The 21,438-nt window shown below is 53.5% G+C and carries 17 protein-coding genes and 4 pseudogenes; 10 read left to right on the top strand and 11 right to left on the bottom strand.

Annotation, left to right across the window (positions count from 1 at the left end):
• Positions 1–243: 243 nt before the first annotated feature.
• Positions 244–739: pseudogene (locus PSEBG33_RS27985) on the bottom strand (ABC-type transport auxiliary lipoprotein family protein).
• 40 nt (positions 740–779) lie between these two features.
• Here PSEBG33_RS27985 and PSEBG33_RS29330 point away from each other — a divergent pair.
• Positions 780–896 (top strand): annotated as a pseudogene (locus PSEBG33_RS29330) (IS5/IS1182 family transposase); the annotation flags it as partial.
• Between the two features lie 159 nt (positions 897–1,055).
• Here PSEBG33_RS29330 and PSEBG33_RS16195 read toward each other — a convergent pair.
• On the bottom strand, positions 1,056–1,904 hold the full coding sequence (locus tag PSEBG33_RS16195) for a VOC family protein (RefSeq protein ID WP_005787228.1): 849 nt from the start codon (positions 1,902–1,904) through the stop codon (positions 1,056–1,058).
• Positions 1,905–1,906: 2 nt separating this feature from the next.
• Positions 1,907–2,071 (bottom strand): Com family DNA-binding transcriptional regulator, encoded by a 165-nt coding sequence (locus tag PSEBG33_RS28670; RefSeq protein ID WP_087945240.1) that lies wholly within the window; start codon positions 2,069–2,071, stop codon positions 1,907–1,909.
• Positions 2,072–2,991: 920 nt separating this feature from the next.
• Between PSEBG33_RS28670 and PSEBG33_RS28665 the strand changes: the two genes are divergently transcribed.
• Together PSEBG33_RS28665 and PSEBG33_RS30130 are read left to right on the top strand one after the other, a co-directional pair.
• Entirely contained in the window at positions 2,992–3,426 is a 435-nt protein-coding gene (locus PSEBG33_RS28665) for a DUF932 domain-containing protein (RefSeq protein ID WP_420066308.1), read from the top strand.
• Positions 3,427–3,719: 293 nt separating this feature from the next.
• Positions 3,720–5,033, top strand: a pseudogene (locus tag PSEBG33_RS30130) (integrase core domain-containing protein).
• 10 nt (positions 5,034–5,043) lie between these two features.
• Here the strand turns inward: PSEBG33_RS30130 and PSEBG33_RS29985 are convergent.
• Positions 5,044–5,388 (bottom strand): annotated as a pseudogene (locus PSEBG33_RS29985) (IS481 family transposase); the annotation flags it as partial.
• On the bottom strand, positions 5,372–5,932 hold the full coding sequence (locus PSEBG33_RS28645; RefSeq protein WP_005787215.1) for a recombinase family protein: 561 nt from the start codon (positions 5,930–5,932) through the stop codon (positions 5,372–5,374). The gene PSEBG33_RS28645 and the pseudogene PSEBG33_RS29985, both read right to left, overlap by 17 nt.
• Before the next feature lie 488 nt (positions 5,933–6,420).
• Here PSEBG33_RS28645 and PSEBG33_RS27250 point away from each other — a divergent pair, with 488 nt between their 5' ends.
• From PSEBG33_RS27250 to PSEBG33_RS16225, 7 genes are all read left to right on the top strand, one after another.
• Positions 6,421–6,729 (top strand): hypothetical protein, encoded by a 309-nt coding sequence (locus PSEBG33_RS27250; protein WP_032803446.1) that lies wholly within the window; start codon positions 6,421–6,423, stop codon positions 6,727–6,729.
• Between the two features lie 69 nt (positions 6,730–6,798).
• A complete protein-coding gene (locus PSEBG33_RS16200; protein ID WP_005787213.1) occupies positions 6,799–8,265 on the top strand; it encodes a calcium-binding protein in 1,467 nt (488 codons plus the stop codon).
• Between the two features lie 101 nt (positions 8,266–8,366).
• The gene (locus PSEBG33_RS16205) at positions 8,367–9,635 is read left to right on the top strand and encodes an HlyD family secretion protein (protein WP_005787211.1); all 1,269 of its coding nucleotides are present in this window, start codon (positions 8,367–8,369) and stop codon (positions 9,633–9,635) included.
• An 11-nt stretch (positions 9,636–9,646) separates the two neighbouring features.
• Positions 9,647–11,797, top strand: a complete 2,151-nt coding sequence (locus PSEBG33_RS16210) for a peptidase domain-containing ABC transporter (protein WP_005787209.1) — start codon at positions 9,647–9,649, stop codon at positions 11,795–11,797.
• Positions 11,794–13,212, top strand: coding sequence for a TolC family protein (locus tag PSEBG33_RS16215; protein WP_005787207.1), 1,419 nt, complete (start codon positions 11,794–11,796; stop codon positions 13,210–13,212). The genes PSEBG33_RS16210 and PSEBG33_RS16215 overlap by 4 nt, the downstream gene beginning before the upstream one ends.
• A 269-nt stretch (positions 13,213–13,481) precedes the next feature.
• A complete protein-coding gene (locus PSEBG33_RS16220) occupies positions 13,482–13,781 on the top strand; it encodes a hypothetical protein (protein ID WP_157264147.1) in 300 nt (99 codons plus the stop codon).
• Positions 13,771–14,052 (top strand): hypothetical protein, encoded by a 282-nt coding sequence (locus tag PSEBG33_RS16225; RefSeq protein ID WP_005787204.1) that lies wholly within the window; start codon positions 13,771–13,773, stop codon positions 14,050–14,052. The genes PSEBG33_RS16220 and PSEBG33_RS16225 overlap by 11 nt, the downstream gene beginning before the upstream one ends.
• A gap of 249 nt (positions 14,053–14,301) precedes the next feature.
• Here PSEBG33_RS16225 and PSEBG33_RS28640 read toward each other — a convergent pair whose 3' ends face one another.
• The 6 genes from PSEBG33_RS28640 to PSEBG33_RS16245 form a co-directional block, all read right to left on the bottom strand.
• The gene (locus PSEBG33_RS28640; RefSeq protein WP_005787202.1) at positions 14,302–15,561 is read right to left on the bottom strand and encodes an enterotoxin A family protein; all 1,260 of its coding nucleotides are present in this window, start codon (positions 15,559–15,561) and stop codon (positions 14,302–14,304) included.
• Positions 15,562–16,024: 463 nt separating this feature from the next.
• Positions 16,025–16,360 carry a hypothetical protein gene (locus PSEBG33_RS29325; RefSeq protein ID WP_157264145.1) on the bottom strand — a complete coding sequence of 112 codons (336 nt, stop codon included), beginning with the start codon at positions 16,358–16,360 and terminating at the stop codon, positions 16,025–16,027.
• 351 nt (positions 16,361–16,711) lie between these two features.
• A complete protein-coding gene (locus tag PSEBG33_RS16230; protein ID WP_420066307.1) occupies positions 16,712–18,097 on the bottom strand; it encodes an OprD family outer membrane porin in 1,386 nt (461 codons plus the stop codon).
• Between the two features lie 35 nt (positions 18,098–18,132).
• The gene (locus PSEBG33_RS16235; protein WP_005787197.1) at positions 18,133–19,095 is read right to left on the bottom strand and encodes an HlyD family secretion protein; all 963 of its coding nucleotides are present in this window, start codon (positions 19,093–19,095) and stop codon (positions 18,133–18,135) included.
• Positions 19,092–19,295, bottom strand: coding sequence for a DUF1656 domain-containing protein (locus tag PSEBG33_RS16240; RefSeq protein WP_005787195.1), 204 nt, complete (start codon positions 19,293–19,295; stop codon positions 19,092–19,094). The genes PSEBG33_RS16235 and PSEBG33_RS16240 overlap by 4 nt, the downstream gene beginning before the upstream one ends.
• Entirely contained in the window at positions 19,285–21,432 is a 2,148-nt protein-coding gene (locus PSEBG33_RS16245) for an FUSC family protein (protein ID WP_005787192.1), read from the bottom strand. Before PSEBG33_RS16245 ends, PSEBG33_RS16240 begins: the two co-directional genes overlap by 11 nt.
• Positions 21,433–21,438: the final 6 nt, after the last annotated feature.

Genomic DNA, 21,438 nt, shown 5'->3' with positions numbered 1-21,438 from the left:
GCTAACAATAATCGCATGTCACTATCTCATTTTGTCTGAAGGGTACAAAGCACAGGCGAAAGCAAGATCCGCGCCACCGATGAGATCATTCGCTAAGCTTGCTAGGGATATGGTAAAGCTCAGGCCAACTAACAGCTTAACGGTGCCCCTTGAGGTAGGGTATCGCAGTCCAATGTGTGGAGACTTATCTTGAGTAATAGTGAGCCGACAATGCGATCGTCAGCGTCTAGCCGCGTTGTTTCCCTACCCTACAGTCCGATCTACCACCTGTTTGCTCAGCGCATCCCCAACCCTGTAACCACCTCACCGGTTGGCGCACTTCGATTCTTCTACAGCTGGCAATAATCCGCTAATCACCGGCTCGCACCAGCCGCGCGTCGAAACGAATCATCACCTCGACCGCCCCGGCACTCAATCTGGAATGCCTGCAACTGCCCGCCTAACTCAAAGTCGGCCTGCAGATTGGTGTCACCAGTATTTACAGCGTTACCCGCCCATCCCACTGAAACACATCCAGCAGACGATTACGCAACAGCACCGGCTCCGGATCACTCCAGCACGAGTTCCCATAGCTGCTGATCAAGTCGCCATGAGGCGCCACGGCAATGCGCGTGCTGTCGAGGACCTCGCTAGTCTGTGGTTTGGCCAGGCGCAACGACCATGACACGGGCGTGCCATGGGTGGCGACCTGGGGCGAAAGCAAACGGTAGACGTCAGACGGATCTGCCTTGGGCAAGATCGAATAGACGCTGACAAGGCCAGGACGACAGGGGCGATAGCGGTGGGTGGTGGAGCGGACTCATGCTTGGAGCGAGAGAGCTCGGCGACTGATTATGCACCACGACCGGTTGTTTGCTGTGAGCGAGGCCTGGAGCTCGCACGCTGGCTCGCGACTTGACTTTGCCTACACCCTCCTAAGAGCGATGGATGTAGTGGAGTCGAATACAAATAGCCGCAGCATATGCCGGGGCTCGGAATGAATGCAAATGGCGCGGTTTATCATGCAAAAAAGGGGCTGGAGCTCTTGGCCCTCCCCCCAAAATCAATACCCAGCCCTACGCATTCTGGCGAAGCTCAATCACATACTCACCAGGGAAGCGCAATACCGCACGGCGATTGCTCGGATCGGTGTACTCAGGACGCACTAACACATCAACATCATTCTGACGGGCCTTCTCAACAACTGCAGCCAGATCATCGACGGTAAAATCTGTTTTGATATCAGTATACGGGTATTTCAACCCATCACGAATATCTGAGGTCACAGCAATTATGTTCACGTTACCCAGAGTCGACTCGATTTGAACCCGGCGAAACACTCCGCCCTCGACACCCAACTCCTCAGAACTGTAATAGCCGTCACTGATAAGCGTACCCTTGGTAGCTGCCAGAAAGTTCGTTACAAACGCTTCAGCATCAGTCTCACTCAGGTAATATCGAGTGTTCGATACCGACTCCTGGATTTCCCTGGCAGGTGCCGCACCTGAAAAAGCATAAAACTGAATTCGAACACCGCCCGGTGTCTCAATCATGGCCTCCTGGTTGCCAAGTACCTCCCAGCGACGCAAGACTTTAGCCCCACCCGAAGAAGCTACTTGAATTGCTTTGTTCATATCTACCACCGCAAACCCAACAGCCTCCTTGCCCATTGGGAAGGGAGGTGCATTGTCCTTGTAGGCTTGGGCAGAGATCGCACCAACGCTGGTGTAAAGGTCAGTGAACTGCATGGTGGCAGGCACAGCAGCTAAATTGATATCACTGATCGGATCAAAAGTACCGCCCAAAACGGCAATGAACTTATCAATGAACGTTTCAAGCTGGTCCGGGAACATGAATACGTGAGGGAGCGCGTATTGCGGACCATCACCTACAATAACCTGGGCCGATTTAGTTGTATCAGTCATCACTATTCTCCTAACGATTCATTTGGGCTCGTAGGCACTTCAGCGAGACTCTCGGTCTTCATATGGTTCAAGGTTCCGCAGCGCGGGCACTTGATTTGAATTCGGCTAAACTCACCCACACGGGCAAGTAGCTTGTTGCATTTGCCACAACGGCATTCTTTAAACATCTGCAAAGCCCTTTGCGTTTCTGCTAGGCTCCGTCCACTCTCGCGAGAGTGGGAGGGCCTTGGCTGGCTTGCAGGCTAGCTCTGCGATCCGGTGACTTCATTGGGTGCTGATACACCCCTTGGAGTCGCCCTCTTTTTTTGCGCCCTATAGCAAAGCCCCGATCTTGTCGGAGCTTTTGGGTATTTGGTAGGCCGTAAAAATCCCTCAGGTTAAGCGGGGCTTTCTCTGTGGTATTGCGCTTGAAAAGCTAAACACGGTGCGATGAAAACAGGTGTTTATCCGGCATGATAAAATTAGCGCAAATTTTTGCCACTGAGCCGTTGATCCAGGCAATACCGGCCTGGCACCGGTGCGTTGATTAATCCGTATGTGTTTCAAATTCATAGCGCCTCCAAGGGCGCCCTCTTCAGTAACACGGCCCTGGCCTTTCGGCGCTACTGGCACGATGCGGGTCCATTTAAATGATTAGCTCCGACCACGTTCCTTGCCTGCCGGATAACTGCTTCTGGTGTTTTACGCTGCACACCCGGGTCAGTTGCCAACCCTCTGAACCGTTAAGGCCGGTTCATCGCTGCCTGTATTGCGTGAAGCGGTGAAACTAAAGAGCCTCGGCATCCTTGCCGGTTTTGCGTGCCTTCCTTGTCTTCCCTAGCAGCACCCCTGCCGTCTCCACCAGACTTTATTGGCCGGCTTGAGGCAAACAATATGCATTTATGCATGACAAGTCAATGCAAAATCGCATTTATTTTGCAGCCAAAATGCACTGATGCATTTATGTCTTGCTGGTAAAGGGGTCTCCGGTTTTCCATAGACGAAAAAATCTATGGTCACCCTCCCTTTTTGCAATGCTGATTAACGGGCGATGTGGTGGCTCGCTTAAATCTACCCGGCGTCTGGTGGGGTAAGCCTCGCGCCATTGTTGGCCTTGCGAAACATTGCTACGCGCTTCGATCCTCACACCATCAAACAGCAACTGGGCATCACCGTCTCACGATGGGACGACTTCATGTACCTCATGCGTACACTCGCCGAACGCAAGGTTCAGTCTAAAGAAGCACTTGGCTTTTTATGGACGTACTGTGTGACACCTGCGCGAATGCCCCTATCCCCGATAGTACTGCCCAATAAGCGAGCAATAGAGAAGGTGCAAAGCCTGTATGAAGGAAAAGGTCGAGGTGCTGATCTGCTGTCCGCTCGCGGCACCGCCTGGGGTTTGCTGAACGCGGTAACCGAGTACGTTGATCACGAGCGACGAGCCCGAAGCTCGGAGTATCGATTGGATTCGGCCTGGTTTGGCCAAGGTGCGGCACTCAAACAGAAAGCCCTGAATGCTGCACTGCAACTCGTGGCGTGAGCCTTGGCGCATGCATCTGTTCAAGCTCGATGTAAACGACATCGCTCAAGACCTGAAAACCAGCACCGCCTTCCACCAAGAGCCCACCTCCAGTGGAACCGATGGTGTGGCTTATGCAAAACATGACGACTGCTGTAACCAGCGCCACCTCAGCGTTTCGCGGTAGTGACACATTTATTCAGGACATGCAGATGAACTTCAAAGGCCCGCCAGCGATGGACAGGGCCTTTTTATGCCCTTTGTCCCGTCCTGAATAAGGTTTACACCTTCTGACCGATCTTCAGGAGGATTCAATGGATACGGGAAAAAGGCGGAGCCAGCGCGATTACACGCGAGCTTTTAAATTGTCAGTCGTAGATCAAGTCGAAAAAGGCGAGTTGAGTTATAAAGAGGCTCAACGGCGCTTTGGCATTCAAGGCCGGTCCACGGTACTGGTTTGGTTACGCAAGCATGGCCGACAGGACTGGAGCCAAGGCGCCTCAATCCGAGCGCCGCGGAGCAGGCCGATGACCGACCCCAACCTCCCGCTGACACCCGAACAGCGGATCAAAGAGCTTGAAGAACAGTTGGCGCTGAGCAATCAGAAGGCCCAGTTCTTTGAAGCTGTCGTGAACGTCTTGAAAAATGATTATGGTGTGTCCATCGTAAAAAAGCGACCCGGCAAGTCCTCTCGCAAGGGCAAGTCCAAGACCTGAGCATTACCAGGGCTTGCCTGTTTATGGGCATTTCGCGCCAAGCGTATTACAAGCGCAACCGAGCCTTTGACGCGAGAGTTTGCCAAGACCAGCAAGTCGTGGAATTCGTTCTGGAAAAGCGTCGCCGCCAACCGAGGCTTGGGACGCGCAAACTGCACCATCTGATGGTAATTGAAGCCACAGCGGCGCTACGTGTCGGTCGAGACCGCCTGTTTTCCATCTTGCGAGAGGCGCGAGAGTTGGTCCCTCGCAAACGTGCTTATCATAAAACCACGCATAGCCATCATCGCTTCCGCCGTCACCCCAACCTACTCAAAGCTGGCCCGGAACAAGTTGTAGCCAGCAGACCTGAGCAGGTTTGGGTCGCAGACATTACCTATCTCCCAACGCGGGAACCAGCGTGTACCTACCGCTGTTGATACGCCAACGGCATGTGCTGCCTTTTCGCTTGTGATGCCTGTTGCAATCTGCACCCAAAATAGCCGCTCGATCTCATTACGAAGTGAGGGTGCACCTGGAGAACGCATCGCTCCCCGGCCCGTCAATTCTTGCATCCATCCTGCGGGTCGTCCCATAAACACCTCGATCAAGGTGTTGCGACGACCGGTTGAATCCGCCCAGTGCTGCTCCGATTTATACCAACGGATGCATACCCGGCATGGAATCAGGTGCTCAATGACTGACGGTTATGATTGCTATCAGAACGCGATGGCGGAGCGGATAAATGCGATTTTGAAGACTGAGTTTTTGCTGCATCGTCCTAAAGACCTGGCGGATGCAGTGAAAATGGTGGATGAGTCGGTGCAAATCTACAACCGGGAGCGGCCGCACTTATCCCTGAAATACAAAACGCCCGATGCGGTGTATCGGCGTTTTGAGACTGAAACAGGTGTAAACCTATTTCAGGACTAGACACTTGCTTCGTCTCAACACCGAAATCCTCCAGCAGCTTGATTGCGTTGGCTGTAGAGAGATGGCGCTTGTTCTTGTTGGTGGTGCGCAGTTTCAAAGCCGCGACCAGATCGCAATAGCGCTCTAGCTCGGCTTTGGGGAGTTTGCGTGGTTTGCCGTGGTCAGCGCGATGTACTGCGTGCGGTTTGTTGAAAGCATGCAATGCACGGTAGACCGTGGTCGACGACATGCCGTATAGCTCGGCAACGGCCTACACCTGTCTGGCGCGCTCAGGACTTTTGCGTGGCAAAAGATCCAATCGCTGCCGCAACTGCAACAGCGAGTCGACAGTAATGAAATTACGCTTGGTGTCCATGCTGAGCTAACACTCGATACACTGAGGCACGACCGACGCCAAGCCGTCGAGCAATCTCTGTCGCGCCTAGTTTTTCTTCAGCCCGCAAGCGTTGAACCTCCAGAGGGTCAATGGACGGTTTACGGCCTCGGTAAACGCCACGAGCTTTAGCGTCAGCAATCCCCTCAAGTTGGCGCTCACGTCGCAAGTTGGTTTCAAATTCTGCAAAAACGCCCAGAATATCCAGGAAGGCTTTGCCGGCCGCGCTGAGCGTATCGATTGGCTGTTCAGTCGCCTTGAGACTGACGCCGCGCTCTTTCAGCGTGTAAACGATGTCTTGAAGATCTTTGATGCTTCGTGCAAGACGGTCAATGCGTGTAACTACTAGCGTATCGCCAGGACGTAGGAAATCGAGCAGCGTTTGAAGCTCCGTTCGACCCACTCGGCTTGCCCCGCTTCCTTTTTCGGCACGAACCACGTCACAACCCGCTTCGCGCAAGGTTTTTTCTTGCAGCACAAAATCTTGGTCGCTGCTGGAGACTCGGGCATATCCGTATAGTGCCATGGGTGAGGTTTGTCTCGTTAGGCTTTAGACGTTGCAAAGCTAGCATACCAAAATCGAAAGACAACCCTATTGAGACAAGAAAACTGTCTCACCTGAGAGTATCGGTTGGGTATACCGAAATGAGAACTATAAAATTAGAGACAAGAGAGCCCCCCGCTTGATCTGGGATTTCTCCGCAACAACTTTAGGGCTTTGTTATCTTTCGACTTTTCCGACGGGGCTTTCTGGGAATTTGGCTTATAGTTTCTGGCGAATTTAAAATTTAAATAATTCTAAATTCATTGGCGTACACAATAGTTGACGCCAATAGTTCGACGGCAAATACCTGACCAATTAGTCATTAATCATCCAGCTCCCAACAAAACACGCCCCTTCAGTTAATGTGCTTGATATGTTGTTTTCTTTTGAGTAAAAGGAAATGTGGCAAAAGCATGCATATGCCTAAATGCCATATCGAAATACCCTAATCATCCGAAAAGGAATATTCTATGAGCGATAATTCTATTAAAGATCTGAGTCTGGAAGAAATCGAAGCAGTCAGCGGTGGTTTTATCCTGGACCGATTGCTTGGTAGTGCTCTGCAGGCTGGTGTAGACGTCAGTAATGGCCTGCTAAATGCGGTCGCCCCGATCGGACAGGCACTTAACCTGATCCCAGGGGTTGCACCGATTCACTATGCCGGAGATAAGATTATCGCTGGGATTCAAAGTGCCGTGAGCCAAACAGGCACCCTCTTGGGAGGCAATTACACACCGACTCAACCGAGTCACTTTGGACAGGAGTGGAGCAACTCCTAACCCCTAGGAAGTGCTATTACCATTACAGATGGCAATAGCACTTCTTTATTTAGACTATGGAGCTTTATTATGCCTTTCACAAATGGAAATGTACTGGTCAGCTACACGCAAGAACAAAAAGATGCCCTCTTGCAGTTTAATACCACTGAGCAATATGCCGACGGTTATCGCTACATCCGCGATATTGTCCACGAGGCTCGCGTTGCCTACGCAGGTGATGGCCCTCCTACATTCATATACTTGTTTGGGGACGAAAAATCCCGAGAGCTAATCAAACTCGAAGCCTGGATCAGCGATGTAGTGGGCATCAATGCGTCTGATGGCTCAATTTTCAGTGAATTTGTCCGTGGCTCGACCAGCATGGCCGGCGCATTGGCCGGACATCGGATCAGTGAAGCCGAATTTCAGATTGCCTCCAATAAACTGGCGCAAATGGTGATTCTGGACTCGGTCGAGGCCGGAGGTATGCCCAGCGCCAAAGATGTGGTTGCTACTGATGTTGGTCAAGCCTTGGAAAACCTTGGCCTCCCTGAAAGTGCCTGGGCAGGTGTTATAGGTGATATTTTCCCTCCTCCTCTAGGCTTTGGTGATAATTATGTAAAGTTCCCCAACCCTGCTGAGGTGGGGTTGGTGGCCTCACTCTCAGGTGTACTGACTGGTCTGATTTCGAATGTCGCCGGGGGCCTCGGTGTAGTCAAAGAGTTGCTCTCCGGAAACCCGCAAAGTATTACCAACTCGCTGGACCTGCTGTTAAAAGGGTTCGTTGATGTACCTAAGACCGACCAAACAATCAAGGGCAGTATTTTCTCCGATCATCTGCAGGGCGGTAACGGCAATGATTATATTAGCGGCGGCTGGGGCAACGACACCCTGCTCGGTAAAGACGGTAATGATGTACTGGACGGTGGAGCGGGTAAAGACAAAATGTATGGAGGTGGCAATAACGATACTTATATCGTTGATAACGTGGGTGACCAGGTTTACGAAAATTACGGCGAAGGTATCGATAGTGTGCACGCTTCGGTAACTTACACCCTAAGTAAGAATATCGAGAACCTGTATTTGACTGAAAGCAATAAAATCAATGGCTTCGGTAACGAGCTTTCAAATATTGTTGTGGGTAACGACAACGCTAATATACTGCAGGGCCTGGCGGGCAATGATCAACTATTTGGTGGTGGTGGCAATGATGCTTTGTACGGTGGCGCGGGTACGGATACCTTAGTGGGCGGTACAGGTAAAGATACCTTTTTCTATACCCAAGTCAGTGACTCCTACGCCAATGTTCCGGACCATATTCTGGACTTCACCAGTGGCGAAGACATCATCAATATTTCCGCTCTGGTAAAATTCGTCACTAACAAATCAGCTTTTGTTTTCGTCGACGCATTTAATGGCACTGCTGGCCAAATAGTCCTGACCAACGACAATAATAAAAACAGCAGCCTATCCATCGATTTTTCAGGCGACCATGTTGCCGACTTCTCAATTAACCTGTTAGGCACAGCAGCGCAAACCGATATTGCGTTCGCCTGATCTACCGTGGGCCTTCGATAGCCGTTGAGGGCTCACGTTTTTATATTTTCCCGCTGCGTCCTGACCCGTTTGAATTAGGGGTCAGCTCTTTGGAGTGATTTGTGAGCGACAAGCTTTTTCGAACCGCCGCGCAAGAAGCGCATCAAGCAAAATGGCTGGGTGAAATTGTCCTGATCCGACCAACGTCATTCACCTTTTTAACCTTGCTTGCCGTAGGTATGGCAAGCCTTGTGATGGTTTTTTTTATCACCGGCTCTTATACCAAGCGCAGCACGGTGACTGGTCAACTGGTCTCGGCCAAAGGACAGATAAAGGTACGCACTCCTCAAACCGGTATCGTCATCAAAAAATTTGTGGTCGAAGGCCAGGTTGTTCGCCGAGACGACCCGCTGCTGAGTATCTCCAGTGAGCGCTACGGCTCTGGTGCGGACCCCGTTCAGGCGAGCATCAGTTACCAACTCAAGCAACGACGAGCGTCGATATCTGATGAATTGGAGAAAACCCAACAACTGCAACGGGTCCAACGCAACAGCCTGACCAGCAAAGTCGCCAGCCTGCAAAGCGAGCTGATCACATTAGTCGAACAGGCCAGCGGCCAACACAAATTAGTCGCACTCGCCGGCGATGCCTCTAATCGTTATCAAGGTCTGCTGGACAAAGGCTATATTTCCACGGATCAGTTCCAACAGCGTCAAGCCGAATTGCTGGGCCAGCACCAGACGTTGCAGAGCCTGAACCGCGAGCGCACTGCTATGCAGCAGCAACTCACCGAACGCAAAAACGAGCTCGCAGGCCTGCAAACCCGCCAGACCAATGAGTTGTCACTCCTGCGCCGACAACTCTCAGGGATCGAACAGGAACTGGCGGAAAGCGAAGCCAAACGCAATATCGTGATCACCGCTCCTGGCGACGGGATCGCCACCGCTGTGCTCGCCGAAATAGGCCAGACAGTCGATCTGTCACGTCCATTGCTGAGCATCATGCCAACGGATAGCGTGCTCCAGGCGGAGCTCTACGTGCCCAGCAAAGCCGTGGGTTTTATTAAGCCTGGTGATGCGGTATTGGTCCGCTACCAAGCCTATCCCTATCAAAAATTTGGCCAGCATCACGCTCAGGTGTTATCGATCTCGCAGACCGCAGTTCCCTCTGCCGACCTGGCCAGCATGGCAGGCGAAGTCCCTGGGTTGGCGCAGAACGGCGAGCAGCTGTATCGCCTGCGGGTTCATCTCGACCAGCAGGCGGTCATGGCATACGGCAAGCCAAAGTCGCTGCAGAGCGGAATGCTCATTGAGGCCGATATCTTGCAAGACACCCGTCGACTCTACGAATGGGTACTGGAACCTCTTTACAGCCTGACCGGCAAACTCTAGGAAGAACCCTTATGTCTTTTCTCGACGCCATTGCTCTGCGTCTAGGCCGACGTTTGCCAGTAGTACTGCAAACTGAGGCCACCGAGTGCGGGCTGGTTTGTTTGGCAATGATTACCGGCTACCACGGATATAGCGCCAACATGGTCGAATTGCGCCAGCGTTTCAGCGTGTCGCTCAAAGGAGCTTCCCTCAAGCAACTGATCCAAACCGCGCACCGACTCAAACTTGGCACACGTGCCGTCAAACTCGACCTGAATGACTTGGGCAAGCTCAAAGTTCCTTGCATATTGCATTGGAACTTTAACCACTTTGTGGTGCTGCACTCCGTCAATCAGCACAGCATCACTGTGCACGACCCAGCCCATGGCTTACGCAAGGTCAGTCACGCAGAGTCGTCACGTAGTTTTACCGGTGTGGCTCTGGAGCTATGGCCAGACCGTGGTTTTGAAAAAAACGAGACCAAACCACGAATAAAGTTGCTGGGCCTGATGGGCCAAGTTACTGGTTTGTATCGCTCCCTGTTGCAAGTACTGCTTCTCGCTTTCGCCCTGGAGATTTTTGCCCTGACGAGTCCGTTTTTCCTGCAATGGACGATTGATAATGTGATCGCCAGCGCCGACCGCGACTTGCTCAACACTCTGGTCATCGGTTTTGGCTTGCTGCTGCTCATGCAGCAGGCCGTCAGTGGTGTACGTGCCTGGGTGATGATGCACTTGAGTACGTTACTCAGTGTGCAGTGGCGAGCAAACGTATTCAGTCATCTGCTGCGTTTACCGATGCAGTACTTCGAAAAGCGTCATCTGGGGGATGTGGTCTCGCGCTTCGGTGCAGTGGACAGTATTCAGCAGACTCTGACCGCAGCCTTTCTCACGGCGATTCTGGACGGTCTGATGACCGTCGCCACGCTAGGCATCATGTTGCTCTACAGCCCGATACTCGCAGCCATCGCGGTCATCGCGATGAGCCTGTATGCGCTGGGACGCTGGGCCTGGTATCGGCCACTACGCAACGCTACGGAAGAACAGATCATTCACGCGGCTCGGCAACAGAGCCATTTTCTCGAAACGGTGCGCGGAATCCGCCCGTTGAAACTATTCCAACGCCAAGAAGAGCGTCGCTCGGCCTGGCTGGGTCTGCTGGTTGAGCAAATCAACGCTGGCTTGCGCACACAAAAGCTGCAATTGCTGTATCAGCAAATGAATGGGCTGTTGTTTGGTGTAGAGAACCTGCTGGTGATTTGGTTAGGAGCAATTATGGTCATGGACGGTCAGTTCAGCGTCGGGGTTTTGATGGCTTTCAGCGCCTATAAATCCCAGTTCGACAGCCGAGTAGCAAACCTGATCGACAAGTTCTTCGAGTTGCGTATGTTGCAACTGCAGGGCGAGCGACTGGCCGATATTGTCCTGCACCCCCCCGAGACCAGCCACAGCAACATCGATACGAACTCACTAAGCAGCCGGGAAGCCAGCATCGACATACGCGGCCTGCAATACCGCTATGCTGAGCAAGAGCCTTGGGTCCTCGACAAGCTCGACCTACGCATTGAAGCGGGCGAGTCGGTGGCAATTGTTGGCCCCTCGGGGTGCGGGAAAAGTACCTTAATCAATGTGATGCTGGGCATCCTGCCTGCCACCCAAGGAGAGATCCGCATATCTGGTGTCGAGCTTTCGCAGTTGGGCCTGGATGGGCTGCGAAAGCTAGTCGGGACTGTCATGCAGGACGATGTATTGTTTGCCGGCTCGCTGAGAGACAACATTAGTTTCTTCGACCCCGATGCGGACATAGTCTGGGTGATGGAGTGCGCCGAGACCGCCTCTATCCACCACGACATCCTGGCAATGCCGATGGGCTACAACACGCTTGTGGGTGATATGGGTACGGTGCTCTCGGGAGGTCAGAAGCAGCGAGTGCTGCTGGCCAGGGCACTCTATAAAAAGCCGGCAATCCTGTTTCTCGACGAAGCCACCAGTCACCTTGATGTCGCTTGCGAGCAACGCGTGAACCAGGCGATTGATAGTCTACCCATCACCCGGGTGATGGTTGCCCACCGCCCGGAAACCATCGCCTCCGCGCAACGCGTGATTATGCTCGAGGCCGGTAAAGTGGTGCTCGATAAACGCAGGACACTACGCGCCACGGGCAATGTGCAGGAAAGCTTATGAAGGGCCTGCAACATGCTCTGTGGGCAGCCCTATGTTGGTACGCCTCACCAGCCTCGGCGTACGAGCCGGACGTGTTCGGCACAGCCAACGGTGTGGCCCGGCAAGCAGTCTATGATGAAAGCCGCAGCGATCTGGCTTGTCATTTCGCCCCGCCGTCCGCACCACTGTCGCTGGAGGAGGTGATTGAGCGGATTCTCTGTCACGACCCACAGGTCCGCCTCAGTTGGGCCAACGCCAAGGCCCGGGCCGCCCAAGTCGGAGTCAGCCAGTCGGCGTACCTGCCACGTCTGGATGGTCGCCTCAATGGCAGTCGCGGCAACGGCAATATTGATTATGACAACCCGGCTTTACGCTCCGGAGACGGCCATCGGCGACGCAACAGCTCCAGCCTGGATCTGAACTGGGTACTGTTCGACTTCGGGCGACGCGACGCGGCGCTCAATAACGCGCGCCAGTTGCTTCGAGCTGCCAATGCCAATCAAGACTCGGCTTTGCAAGCTGCGTTTATCCAGGCTGCGCAAGACTACTATGGTGCCTTGGCCGCTGAGCGTACTCTGGCAGCCTCGGACCAGATCGCTGAAGTAGCGGCCCAAAACCTTGAGGCCGCTGATGCCAAATACAAAGCCGGGGCAGCGGCCCTATCCGATCGCCTGCAAGCGCAAACTGCTTTCTCTCAAGCCTACCTACGGCAAATCCGTGACCGCGGCACCTTGCGCAATGCTCTGGGCAACATCGCTCTGCGCATAGGGCTGGCACCGGAGACGCCCCTGCATTTGGCTGGCGACTTGAATCGTTTTCCCGACACACATTTCGTCAAGGCAGTCGATGAATTGCTAGCCCAGGCCCGCCAAGAGCACCCGGCTATGCTCGCAGCACAGGCCAGGCTCGAAGCGGCCAAAGCCGCCATCGAGGAAACTCGTGCCGCCGGTATGCCCAGTATTGCGTTGACGGCCAGTCTGTCACGCGGGCGTAATGATCAATCGCAAGTGTTCAATGGCAACAGCAACGACCGTGATCGTAGCGTCGCTTTGCAAGTCTCCATTCCGCTGTTTGAAGGCTTTTCACGCAGTTACCAGATCCGTATTGCACAGGCTCAAGTCGAAGCAGGTCAGGCGCAACTGGCCGATACTGAACAGCAAGTTGCCCTGGATCTATGGTCTAACTATCAGACACTACGTATTGATACTGAAAGCTTGCAACGCACCAGTGAACTGGTTACACAGTCACGGCAATCACTGCAAGTGGTGCAAGGTCGTTACCGTTCAGGGGTTGGCAGCATGATTGAATTGCTCAATGCCCTGACCGCTTACACCGATGCCCAAAACCAACATATCCAGACTCTTAACAGTTGGCAGACATCACGCCTAGGATTGGCAGCAAGCCTCGGCCGCTTGGGGTTTTGGACGCTTGAATGAGACCCAGCAAAGAGCTAGCCAAAACCTAGATGGATGATCAAAAGGACCGAGCGTGCGATCTTGCCGTTGGTCATTTGCAGTTAATATGAGCCCGTCGCAATGAAATGCGAGCCCGAACCTTCGAATGCAAGCCTATTTGCAATTAATGTGAGCCGGTGACTTTGGCTGGATGCAGTTAATGTGAGCCAGAAATTCCGCTAAATGCGAGCCCACGTGTTTTCAAACGCGAGCCACTACACTTACCGCTATCGCAGCTGAACAAAGCCGTATTGCCGCTGAAGCTGAAGCACAACGCGTGGCGGCTGAAGCCGCAGAACAGGCGCGACTTGCAGCGGAGGCTGAAGCTAAGCGTATTGCCGATGAAGCGGCAGCTGTTGAGGCCGCCAGACTGGCGGCTGAAGCCGAAGCTAAACGTGTTGCAGACGAAGCCGCTGCTGCTGAAGCGGCCAGGATCGCCGCTGAGGCTGAAGCGAAGCGCGTGGCGGATCAAGCGGCGGCTGACGCTGCTGCAAAGGCTGCCGCTCGGCAGGCCGTTTCAGCGCAGCCGGTACCTTAGCGATGCCTGCTAATGCCAACGTGATCACAGTGGCGGGGAAAGGCATTATTCAGGCCGGTGAAGGGGCTGCCGCTTTGGCCCAGGCTATTGCCGATGCCATTGCGGCGCCGGGCCGAATTGCCGCAGCTGGGCCTGGCGCATACATCGCTGCATTTGTCTCATTAGGGTTGTACTCCCCTGCGACGGCTGACGGTTCACAGGATCGTACGCCTGACCGCATTCGCTATGGTTTTGGCCTGAAGGCAGAGCAGTTGGGGCTTCCGCCAGGTACGAACACTTACTGAGCAATGCAGGAGAGGGGCGCCTGTAATGTGGGAAATAGCCGCCGCGAGGTGCTCGCAGCGGCTAAAAAGACAGAAACGAGTGAGTGATCTGAGCGTTTTGGATCGACTCGCCACTTTCAAAATCAGCGGTGGCCGAAGTCAGCCAGAAACACATGACTACTTCAGACCACCCCTAAGACCATTGAGGCAGCTCACGGAGAGAGGACCGACCTTAGCGTACGCTTTCGTTCCGTTGAACTTCAACCCCCTTTACCAACCTTCTATTCCCCACTCAGCCCAACTATTGTTCTCTGGTTTATTATTATAATCTGAATATACGTATCCAAAAGGCGTAGCCCAGTACAGTCCAGAGTAGCTGAAGTTCATGTATTTTCCTGATGCACTTTGTAACGCACCGTCACTACTAATCGTTAAATGTGTGTCGCCACTAGAGCAATCTACCATTTTTGACCAAGACTTATAACTCATCGTCATCATAAGGCATTTGCCATCTTGTTTTAATTGTATGCTTGCTTCATCAGATGAAGATTTTAAAACATTTAGTACCCACTGCGCACTGTATCCATGATAGCGATCCGACACACATTGAGTAGCCCATAGATATTCATCTCCGCTCAGTCCAAAAACACAAACTTGTCCTCCCCAGGTAGTTGCCTCGGCCCCCTTCCAGGCCAGAATCTTGACACTTTTACCATTTAAAGCATCAATATTTTTTTTAAAAGAACTACTTGCAACAGGAGGTTTTTCTAGAACAGGATTTTCTAAACCACCTTCAATATTTCCCAAATTACAGAGATCCAAACTATCCTTGGGCCTTGCTTTATTTCGAGAACTAGAACACGTGTTTATTGTATCTCCGACATCTGCACTGGCGAAGTCATTAGGGGAGTACCCTAAAGAGTTAAGGTTATACATTGCATTGGTACTGTGGCTGACTACCCTCGCACTTCCTGCTGGTACCAACTGCCCCTGAGAGTTGGTGTTAAATGTTCTTTCATAAACGGTTACTCCATATATGGTATCATTTGGAATTCTATCTACTGCAACCCACTCATTTTGCCCACGATACCTGTCAAGAAACGCGCCACCAGGAAGTTGCGCTGGAATATAAAAGTAATTAAATGAGCTAGGTCTTATCTGGTAAACGTATGCGCGACAAACTGTCTGGCTCGATGAACAAGCGTAAGTATTTCTAAGAACATCATTGATCGCACTGTTCACAATATTGACTGCTGTTGATTCAACGCCGGTAGTAGAAACATAACCATCTTGCGCTAAATTTTCTGCACCTATCACGTGATTTGTTATCACATATGAATTACCCCTCGCCGAGAATCCGTCATTAAAAATCCGTTCTGGGGGTCTTGAATCTACGCGATACACCCATTGAGGAATGGGGGTGTCGGTGTTTATATTTGGATTTTTATCAACAGAATCAGCCAATGTAAAACTTGAAAAAGTAAGCAAGGCTATCATTGCGACCAAGAGCCTTTTTCCTTTACGATTCATATTCTCTCCTTATGTGTCATCCTGAATGAATTCCTACCCGGAAATTTTATTAATTTCAAAAAATGTTAGCTGTCTCATAACTCACTCCTTAAGTTATTTCAAGCTTCAATCACTGCTGCATGCCTACTTTGCGTTAATCATAAATAAAACAATGAAGCTCCAGCAAAAACACTTTACAGCTTGGAGTTGTTTTCCCTACTAGCAAAAGCGCTTAAATTCCATTCTGAAACATAGGCCTTAACTCCACCACGCCTATATTACCCAAGACATTTTAACCTACCTCTCTATTTCAAAAATATTTTTTTGAGGCGCCATCAGGCAAAATATATTATCTAATTCTTTCTTCCTGCTACAAGAGCGAACAGAGTTCAAAAACGAACATTGACACTTATTATACCATACCTATCGACCAATTTGGTCGCGGTCTTGACGACATGTTCGCCTCGATGAGTGGCCTATCTAACTAACAGGTATACGGCTGACGAAAGCCATCATCACCGGCAATGGTCAAAGCGCCATATGGCATCCCAACGCTTACTCGTGAAATACAGAGCACAGTGGACATACCATAGAAGGAGACTGGATGCCTTCGTGTGCCGACGTACATTACATCGTCGTCGCTCAGTTCCGCGGTGGATTCGAAAGGAGTTTCTTGGTCTACTTTGCCATAAGATACCTTAAACGCTTCAGGGTGCTGGGTATCAGACAGACGCTTAATTGTGACCTGCACACCCGGGGCCTTGCGCGCGCCTTCAGCAACGCGTTGTACCAAAGTCTTGATATGGCCATAGTTTTTCATATCTGCCTCCCGGCTCAGACACCACGGTTCGACTGCTGTGTAAGAACGTAAAGTAATGAGGCGCCTGAAGTAACCCTGTAAAAGTCGAATGAGCATTTCGGTTTTTACGAACAACTCGACCTGATCGAAATAGCTAACTACATGGCCGATAACATCCGCCCGCCGGCAAGATGACATCGCTCGTCTCAGGACCCCACTCGCTGTGAATACCGGGTAGTTCTACATCAGAACATGTCGACTTTATTCAGAAGCAGAGGTTAAAAAAAACACTAAGGGAGGCAACAAATCCGCACTTCATATGAAATTTTTTTAGGTTTAAATTCTCAGGCTTACATCCCCATTGACTGTCGATCAAAAAACGTTGAATGGATAATCGACAATCACCCGGTACTCATCGGCGTTTGAGTTGCCACGCGTATTGCCCGGCGCGGTATATCCCTGCGCTGAACGGTGTGCGGCCCAGCGCAGGGTGATATTCAAACCTTTGGCCTTGCCGTCCGGCACGGCATATCGCAGGGCGACGTCCCGCTCCCAATGATGGGCATCCTTACCGGCCGCGTTGTAGATGTAACCGTAGCCTTTACTGTTGGGGTCGACCCGGGTCAAGTCCGCTTCACCACGGGTGTAGGAGGTACTGAGCTGGAAGTCGGGCGCATCGATAAACGCCAGGTTGGTCTGGTATTGAATCTTCCAGGACGTTTCCCCAGGTGCGTTGAAGTCTGCGTATTGCTGGGAGTTGCTCAGGAAAAGAAAGGTCCGATCGTCCTGAACGACGTAATCGAACGGCGTGTCGCCATCCACCTTCTGTACCCCCAGTGTCAGGCTCTGGCCGGCACCTGACAGGGTCAAGCCACCGGTATAGGTGTTGTTGTCGATGCGCCCGAACTGACTCTGGCCCTGATCGCGGGTTTTGAAGTAATGCACATACGGCGTCAGCGTGACCTTGGAGGTCAGCGCGAACGGATGACTCACCCCGGCGTAGTACTGGTTCCAGATATCGCTCAGTTGGCCGCCATACACCGTCAGCGTCATCCCACCCGGCGCACTGTAGACCCCGCCCAACCAACTCATGTGCGAACTCTCACGATCAGCGGCCACCCCAGCCTTGTTACCCGTGCCGTAACTGGTGGTCAGGTGGCTTTGGCCACTCTGGTTACGCAGGCGCGTGGAGTCGACCCAGCCCGTGTCAAAGGTCACATTCTCCAGGCTGTAATTCTTGAGCGTCACCCCACGAAAGGTCTGCGGGAAGACCCGGCTCACACCGCTGGCCACCAGCGGGTTCTCCAGGTACTGATCACCGGCCTGCACCAGGCTGTCAAAGCCGCGCAGCTTAAGTGCCGCGCCCGCAGCAGAGAACTCAGACTCCGGGGAATTCCTCGAGTCCAGCGGTAGCAATCCGGCCCCGCCGCTGCCTGAGCCTCCGTCGAGCTTGAGCCCATAGAAACCATGAATATCGACCCCGACGCCGATCGGCGTGTCGGTGTATCCCGAGCGAAACGACAGGTACACACCCTGTACCCATTCGCGCTGATCCAACCCCGACGGGGTGTTGTGATTATCGCGACCCAGGTAGTAATTACGCAGCAGCCCATTGAGGGACGAACCGCTGACAAATCCCGGTGTGACCGCCAACTCTGCCTTCTGTCGTGCATTGATGCCCGTGCTGAGGTTATCCCGCTGGTCCATTGAGTTGTCGGCGTAAGCACCTGCTGCCGACAGCGACACACTTAGCGACATTGAAAGCCGCATGAGCCGCTTCACAGAGATAGACATTAGCGTTGCTCCTGTTGTTCAAGCACTGTAACCGTCGCGGTAGTGCCCGCCCGTAGGCGGCCCTTGCTGGCGTATTCAGGATCAATCTGGATTCTCACCGGTACCCGCTGGGCCAACTTGACCCATGTGTAGCTGGGGTTGATGTTGGCCAGCAAGCGACTGCCGAGAGCGTTCTCCCGGTCGGTAATGGCGAACGCAATGCTCTGCACCGTGCCACCAAAGGTTTCGCCACTCATCAACTGAATCCGCACCCGACTGCCCTCCTCAATCCGTGGCAATTTGGTTTCCTCGAAATAGCCACTGACATAAAACGAGTCGCTGTCCACCAGGGCCAACAAGGCGCTGCCGGCGCTGGCGTAGTCGCCCTGACGCGTCAACAGGTTCGTGACATAACCACTGACCGGCGCCACCACCCGGGTGCGCTGTAAATCGAGTTCAGCCTGAGTCAAGGCGGCCTTTGCCAGTTGCACATTGGCCTGGGCCAGCCCGAGATTGGCCTGGTTGCTGAGCAATTGCGCCTGGGCGACCGCCACATCGGTGCTGGACTTCTCCCACTCTTCGCCGGAGATGGCAAAGCCTTGCTTGAGGCTGCGCCGCCGCCGCTCTTCGCTCTGGCGCTGTTTGAGCTGGGCCTCACTGGCGATGATCGCCGCTTCCGATTGGCCCATCGTGGCCTTGGCAACTTCCACCGAACGCCGGGCGTGCTCGACAGCCAGGGCGTAACGCGCCGGGTCAATTTCCAACAATAAATCGCCTTTCATCACATGCTGGTTATCCTGCACACGCAAGCTGACGATCAGCCCCGAAACGTCCGCCGACAACGTCACGACATCGGCACGCACTCGCGCATCACGGGTCCAGGGCGAGCGGGTGTAGTGCTCCCAGGCGAACCAACCGAGTACCAATGCCAGCAAGACCACCAGCAAGGTGCTCAGTTGGGGAATGCTTTTTTTCAAGCTCATGGGGTTCCCATCACTAAAATGACAACAGCACAGACGCCGGCATAGAGCGCGCCCTCAAACAGCGCCTCATGCCACACAAACCGCAGTACACCAAGCCGCCGCAAAGCCCAGTCCAGCAGCATGAAAATCGGCAGCGCCAGCAGCAAGGCCTGAGCAATCGGCGGCAGGTAGACACCGCCGACCTCGAAATCAATGGGCAAGGGTCGGTACTCCTTCTTCTGCAGGCTCAAGAAACTCGCGGTAGCGTTCAATGAAAGAAGCGACAATCAGCAGCGCTACCCGGATGCGGAACACCCACCACAACTGCTCATGCCCGGATGGCGAGGCGGTGCCATGTAATTGGTCTAATTCATCACCCAGACGCCGCAAATCGGCGGCCAAGGTCAACACATCGATACGACCCCGCCCCGCCACATAGCGACCGGACTGATTCAGAACCGACTGCAAGCGCGATTTGGTTTCCGCCGTCAGCAGTTCATTGCTTTGGCCTTGCTGGCTGAGCTGACTGAGTGCCACCCCCAAGGCCATGCATGCCAGGCTGACCTCGAATAACGCGTTGGAGCGCTGATCGCTGGTGGCCGGCAATAACCCCAGCATCATCGTCAGACGGTCCATCATCCGGCTTTCAAAAGCGAACTGCTGTTGGTCCGCCGCTGAGGTCTTGAGCAAGACGTACACCTGCTCCCGGCTCTCATCGAACAGACGCTGGATACGCCGGGCCGGATTGAATGGAAACACCCAGGAGTACACCAGCAACGATAAGGTGCAAGCCCCGATATAGGCGCCGGCAAATTCGAACCAATGACTCGCGGTGTTCTGCCAGGCCCCGATATTCTGCGGGCCCACCATCAAGAAGGTCGAAAGCCCAAGGCCCATGCCTATCCCGGCCGTCAGCGGGCTGGCCAGCCCCACGGCGATCACATAGAGCAGCGGCGCCAGAACCAACAGCAGCATTTCGACATCGCCAATGGCGGGCACCAACATGAATTGATAGACCGCTGAAATCACCAGCGACAGGCCAAACCCGCGCGCGTAGTTCTGACTCGCAGCCAGGGGCCGAGGAAAGGTCGCCATCAATGAACAGAGGATACCCACCAGAATCATCCCCGCCCGGGCACCGTCCCAAGCGGTTTCGATCCAGATCAACCCACAGGCAAGCAACGCGATAAAGGCCCGCGCCGCGTTCATCCCAGCCAGGCGCCAGTCCAGGTACAACGGGTTGCTCTGCCCTTGACGGTGCACACAACTGGCCTGACGGCCATCTTGAATCGCATCGCTGAGTTCAAGGATATCTTCCAATTGCTGCAGCAGACGCGCCTGCTCCCAACGCAAGGCCCACGCTAATGCGCGCAACGTGCCAGACATGGGCTCATCGCGTTGCTCGGCCTTTTTTGCCTGTTGATCAAACCGCAGTTGGAGCGCGGTAAATCCTTTGCGCGCCTCGGCCGATAATGAGCGCCCCGCCACTGCCAGCGCATCCAGAAACGCCAGTTCTTCAGCTCGTAGCTGTTGAATATCTTCGGGAAGATCGCCTTCCCAGCGCTCGCCGATCAGCGTGCGCTGTCGGCGCAGGACCGTCAGCCGAGACGTCAGTAACACCAATTGATTACCCAGCAATTGCACTAGCCCATTGGCACTACGCAACCGTGGCGCATCGAAATACAGATGCCGGCGCAATCCTTCCAGTGCACCGATTTCCCCCAATAGGCGCATCTGGCGCTTGTGGAAGTCGGCCTCGCTCTCTTCGGTACGGGTCACTGCCGCAGCGTGGGTAGCCATCAGTTTCAGCACCTGATCGACCTTGGCGAAGTAGCCCCGTGCTACCACTTCCGGGCGCGCGGTCAATAGGCTAACCAAGAACACACAAGCGACCGCCAGCAATGTCTCAGTGAGTCGGGTGATCGCCAGCATCAGGGTATTGTCTTGCTCCGGTACCGCCAGCAACCCCACCACGACGGCGGTAAAACCGCTCAGCACGAACGCGTGGGAGCTGGTGTAGCGCAGCAGCGTGCCGCCAGCAGTACAGAACGCCAACCATAACGACAGGGTGACAATAAAGGGCAGTGGCGCTTGAGGGAAAATCCCCATGATCAATACCGCCACTGCAGCGCCGACCAGGGTGCCGATAATCTGCGAGAAGCTGCGCTGCAACGCCATGCCTCCCAAGGGCTGGCTGACGACAATCACAGCCATTACCGACCATTTCGGCTGATCAAGATCGAAGATAAACGCCAGGTACAATGTCAACAGCCCTGCTGCAACGGTGCGCAAGGCAAACAGCAATACCCCGAGGCCGGGGTTGAATACCACTTTGAAATAGTTGATCAGTGGCTGCATAAGCGA

The organism is Pseudomonas synxantha BG33R (assembly GCF_000263715.2).
GTDB classification, from domain to species: domain Bacteria; phylum Pseudomonadota; class Gammaproteobacteria; order Pseudomonadales; family Pseudomonadaceae; genus Aquipseudomonas; species Aquipseudomonas synxantha_A.
This window is presented reverse-complemented; position numbering and strand designations above follow the sequence as displayed.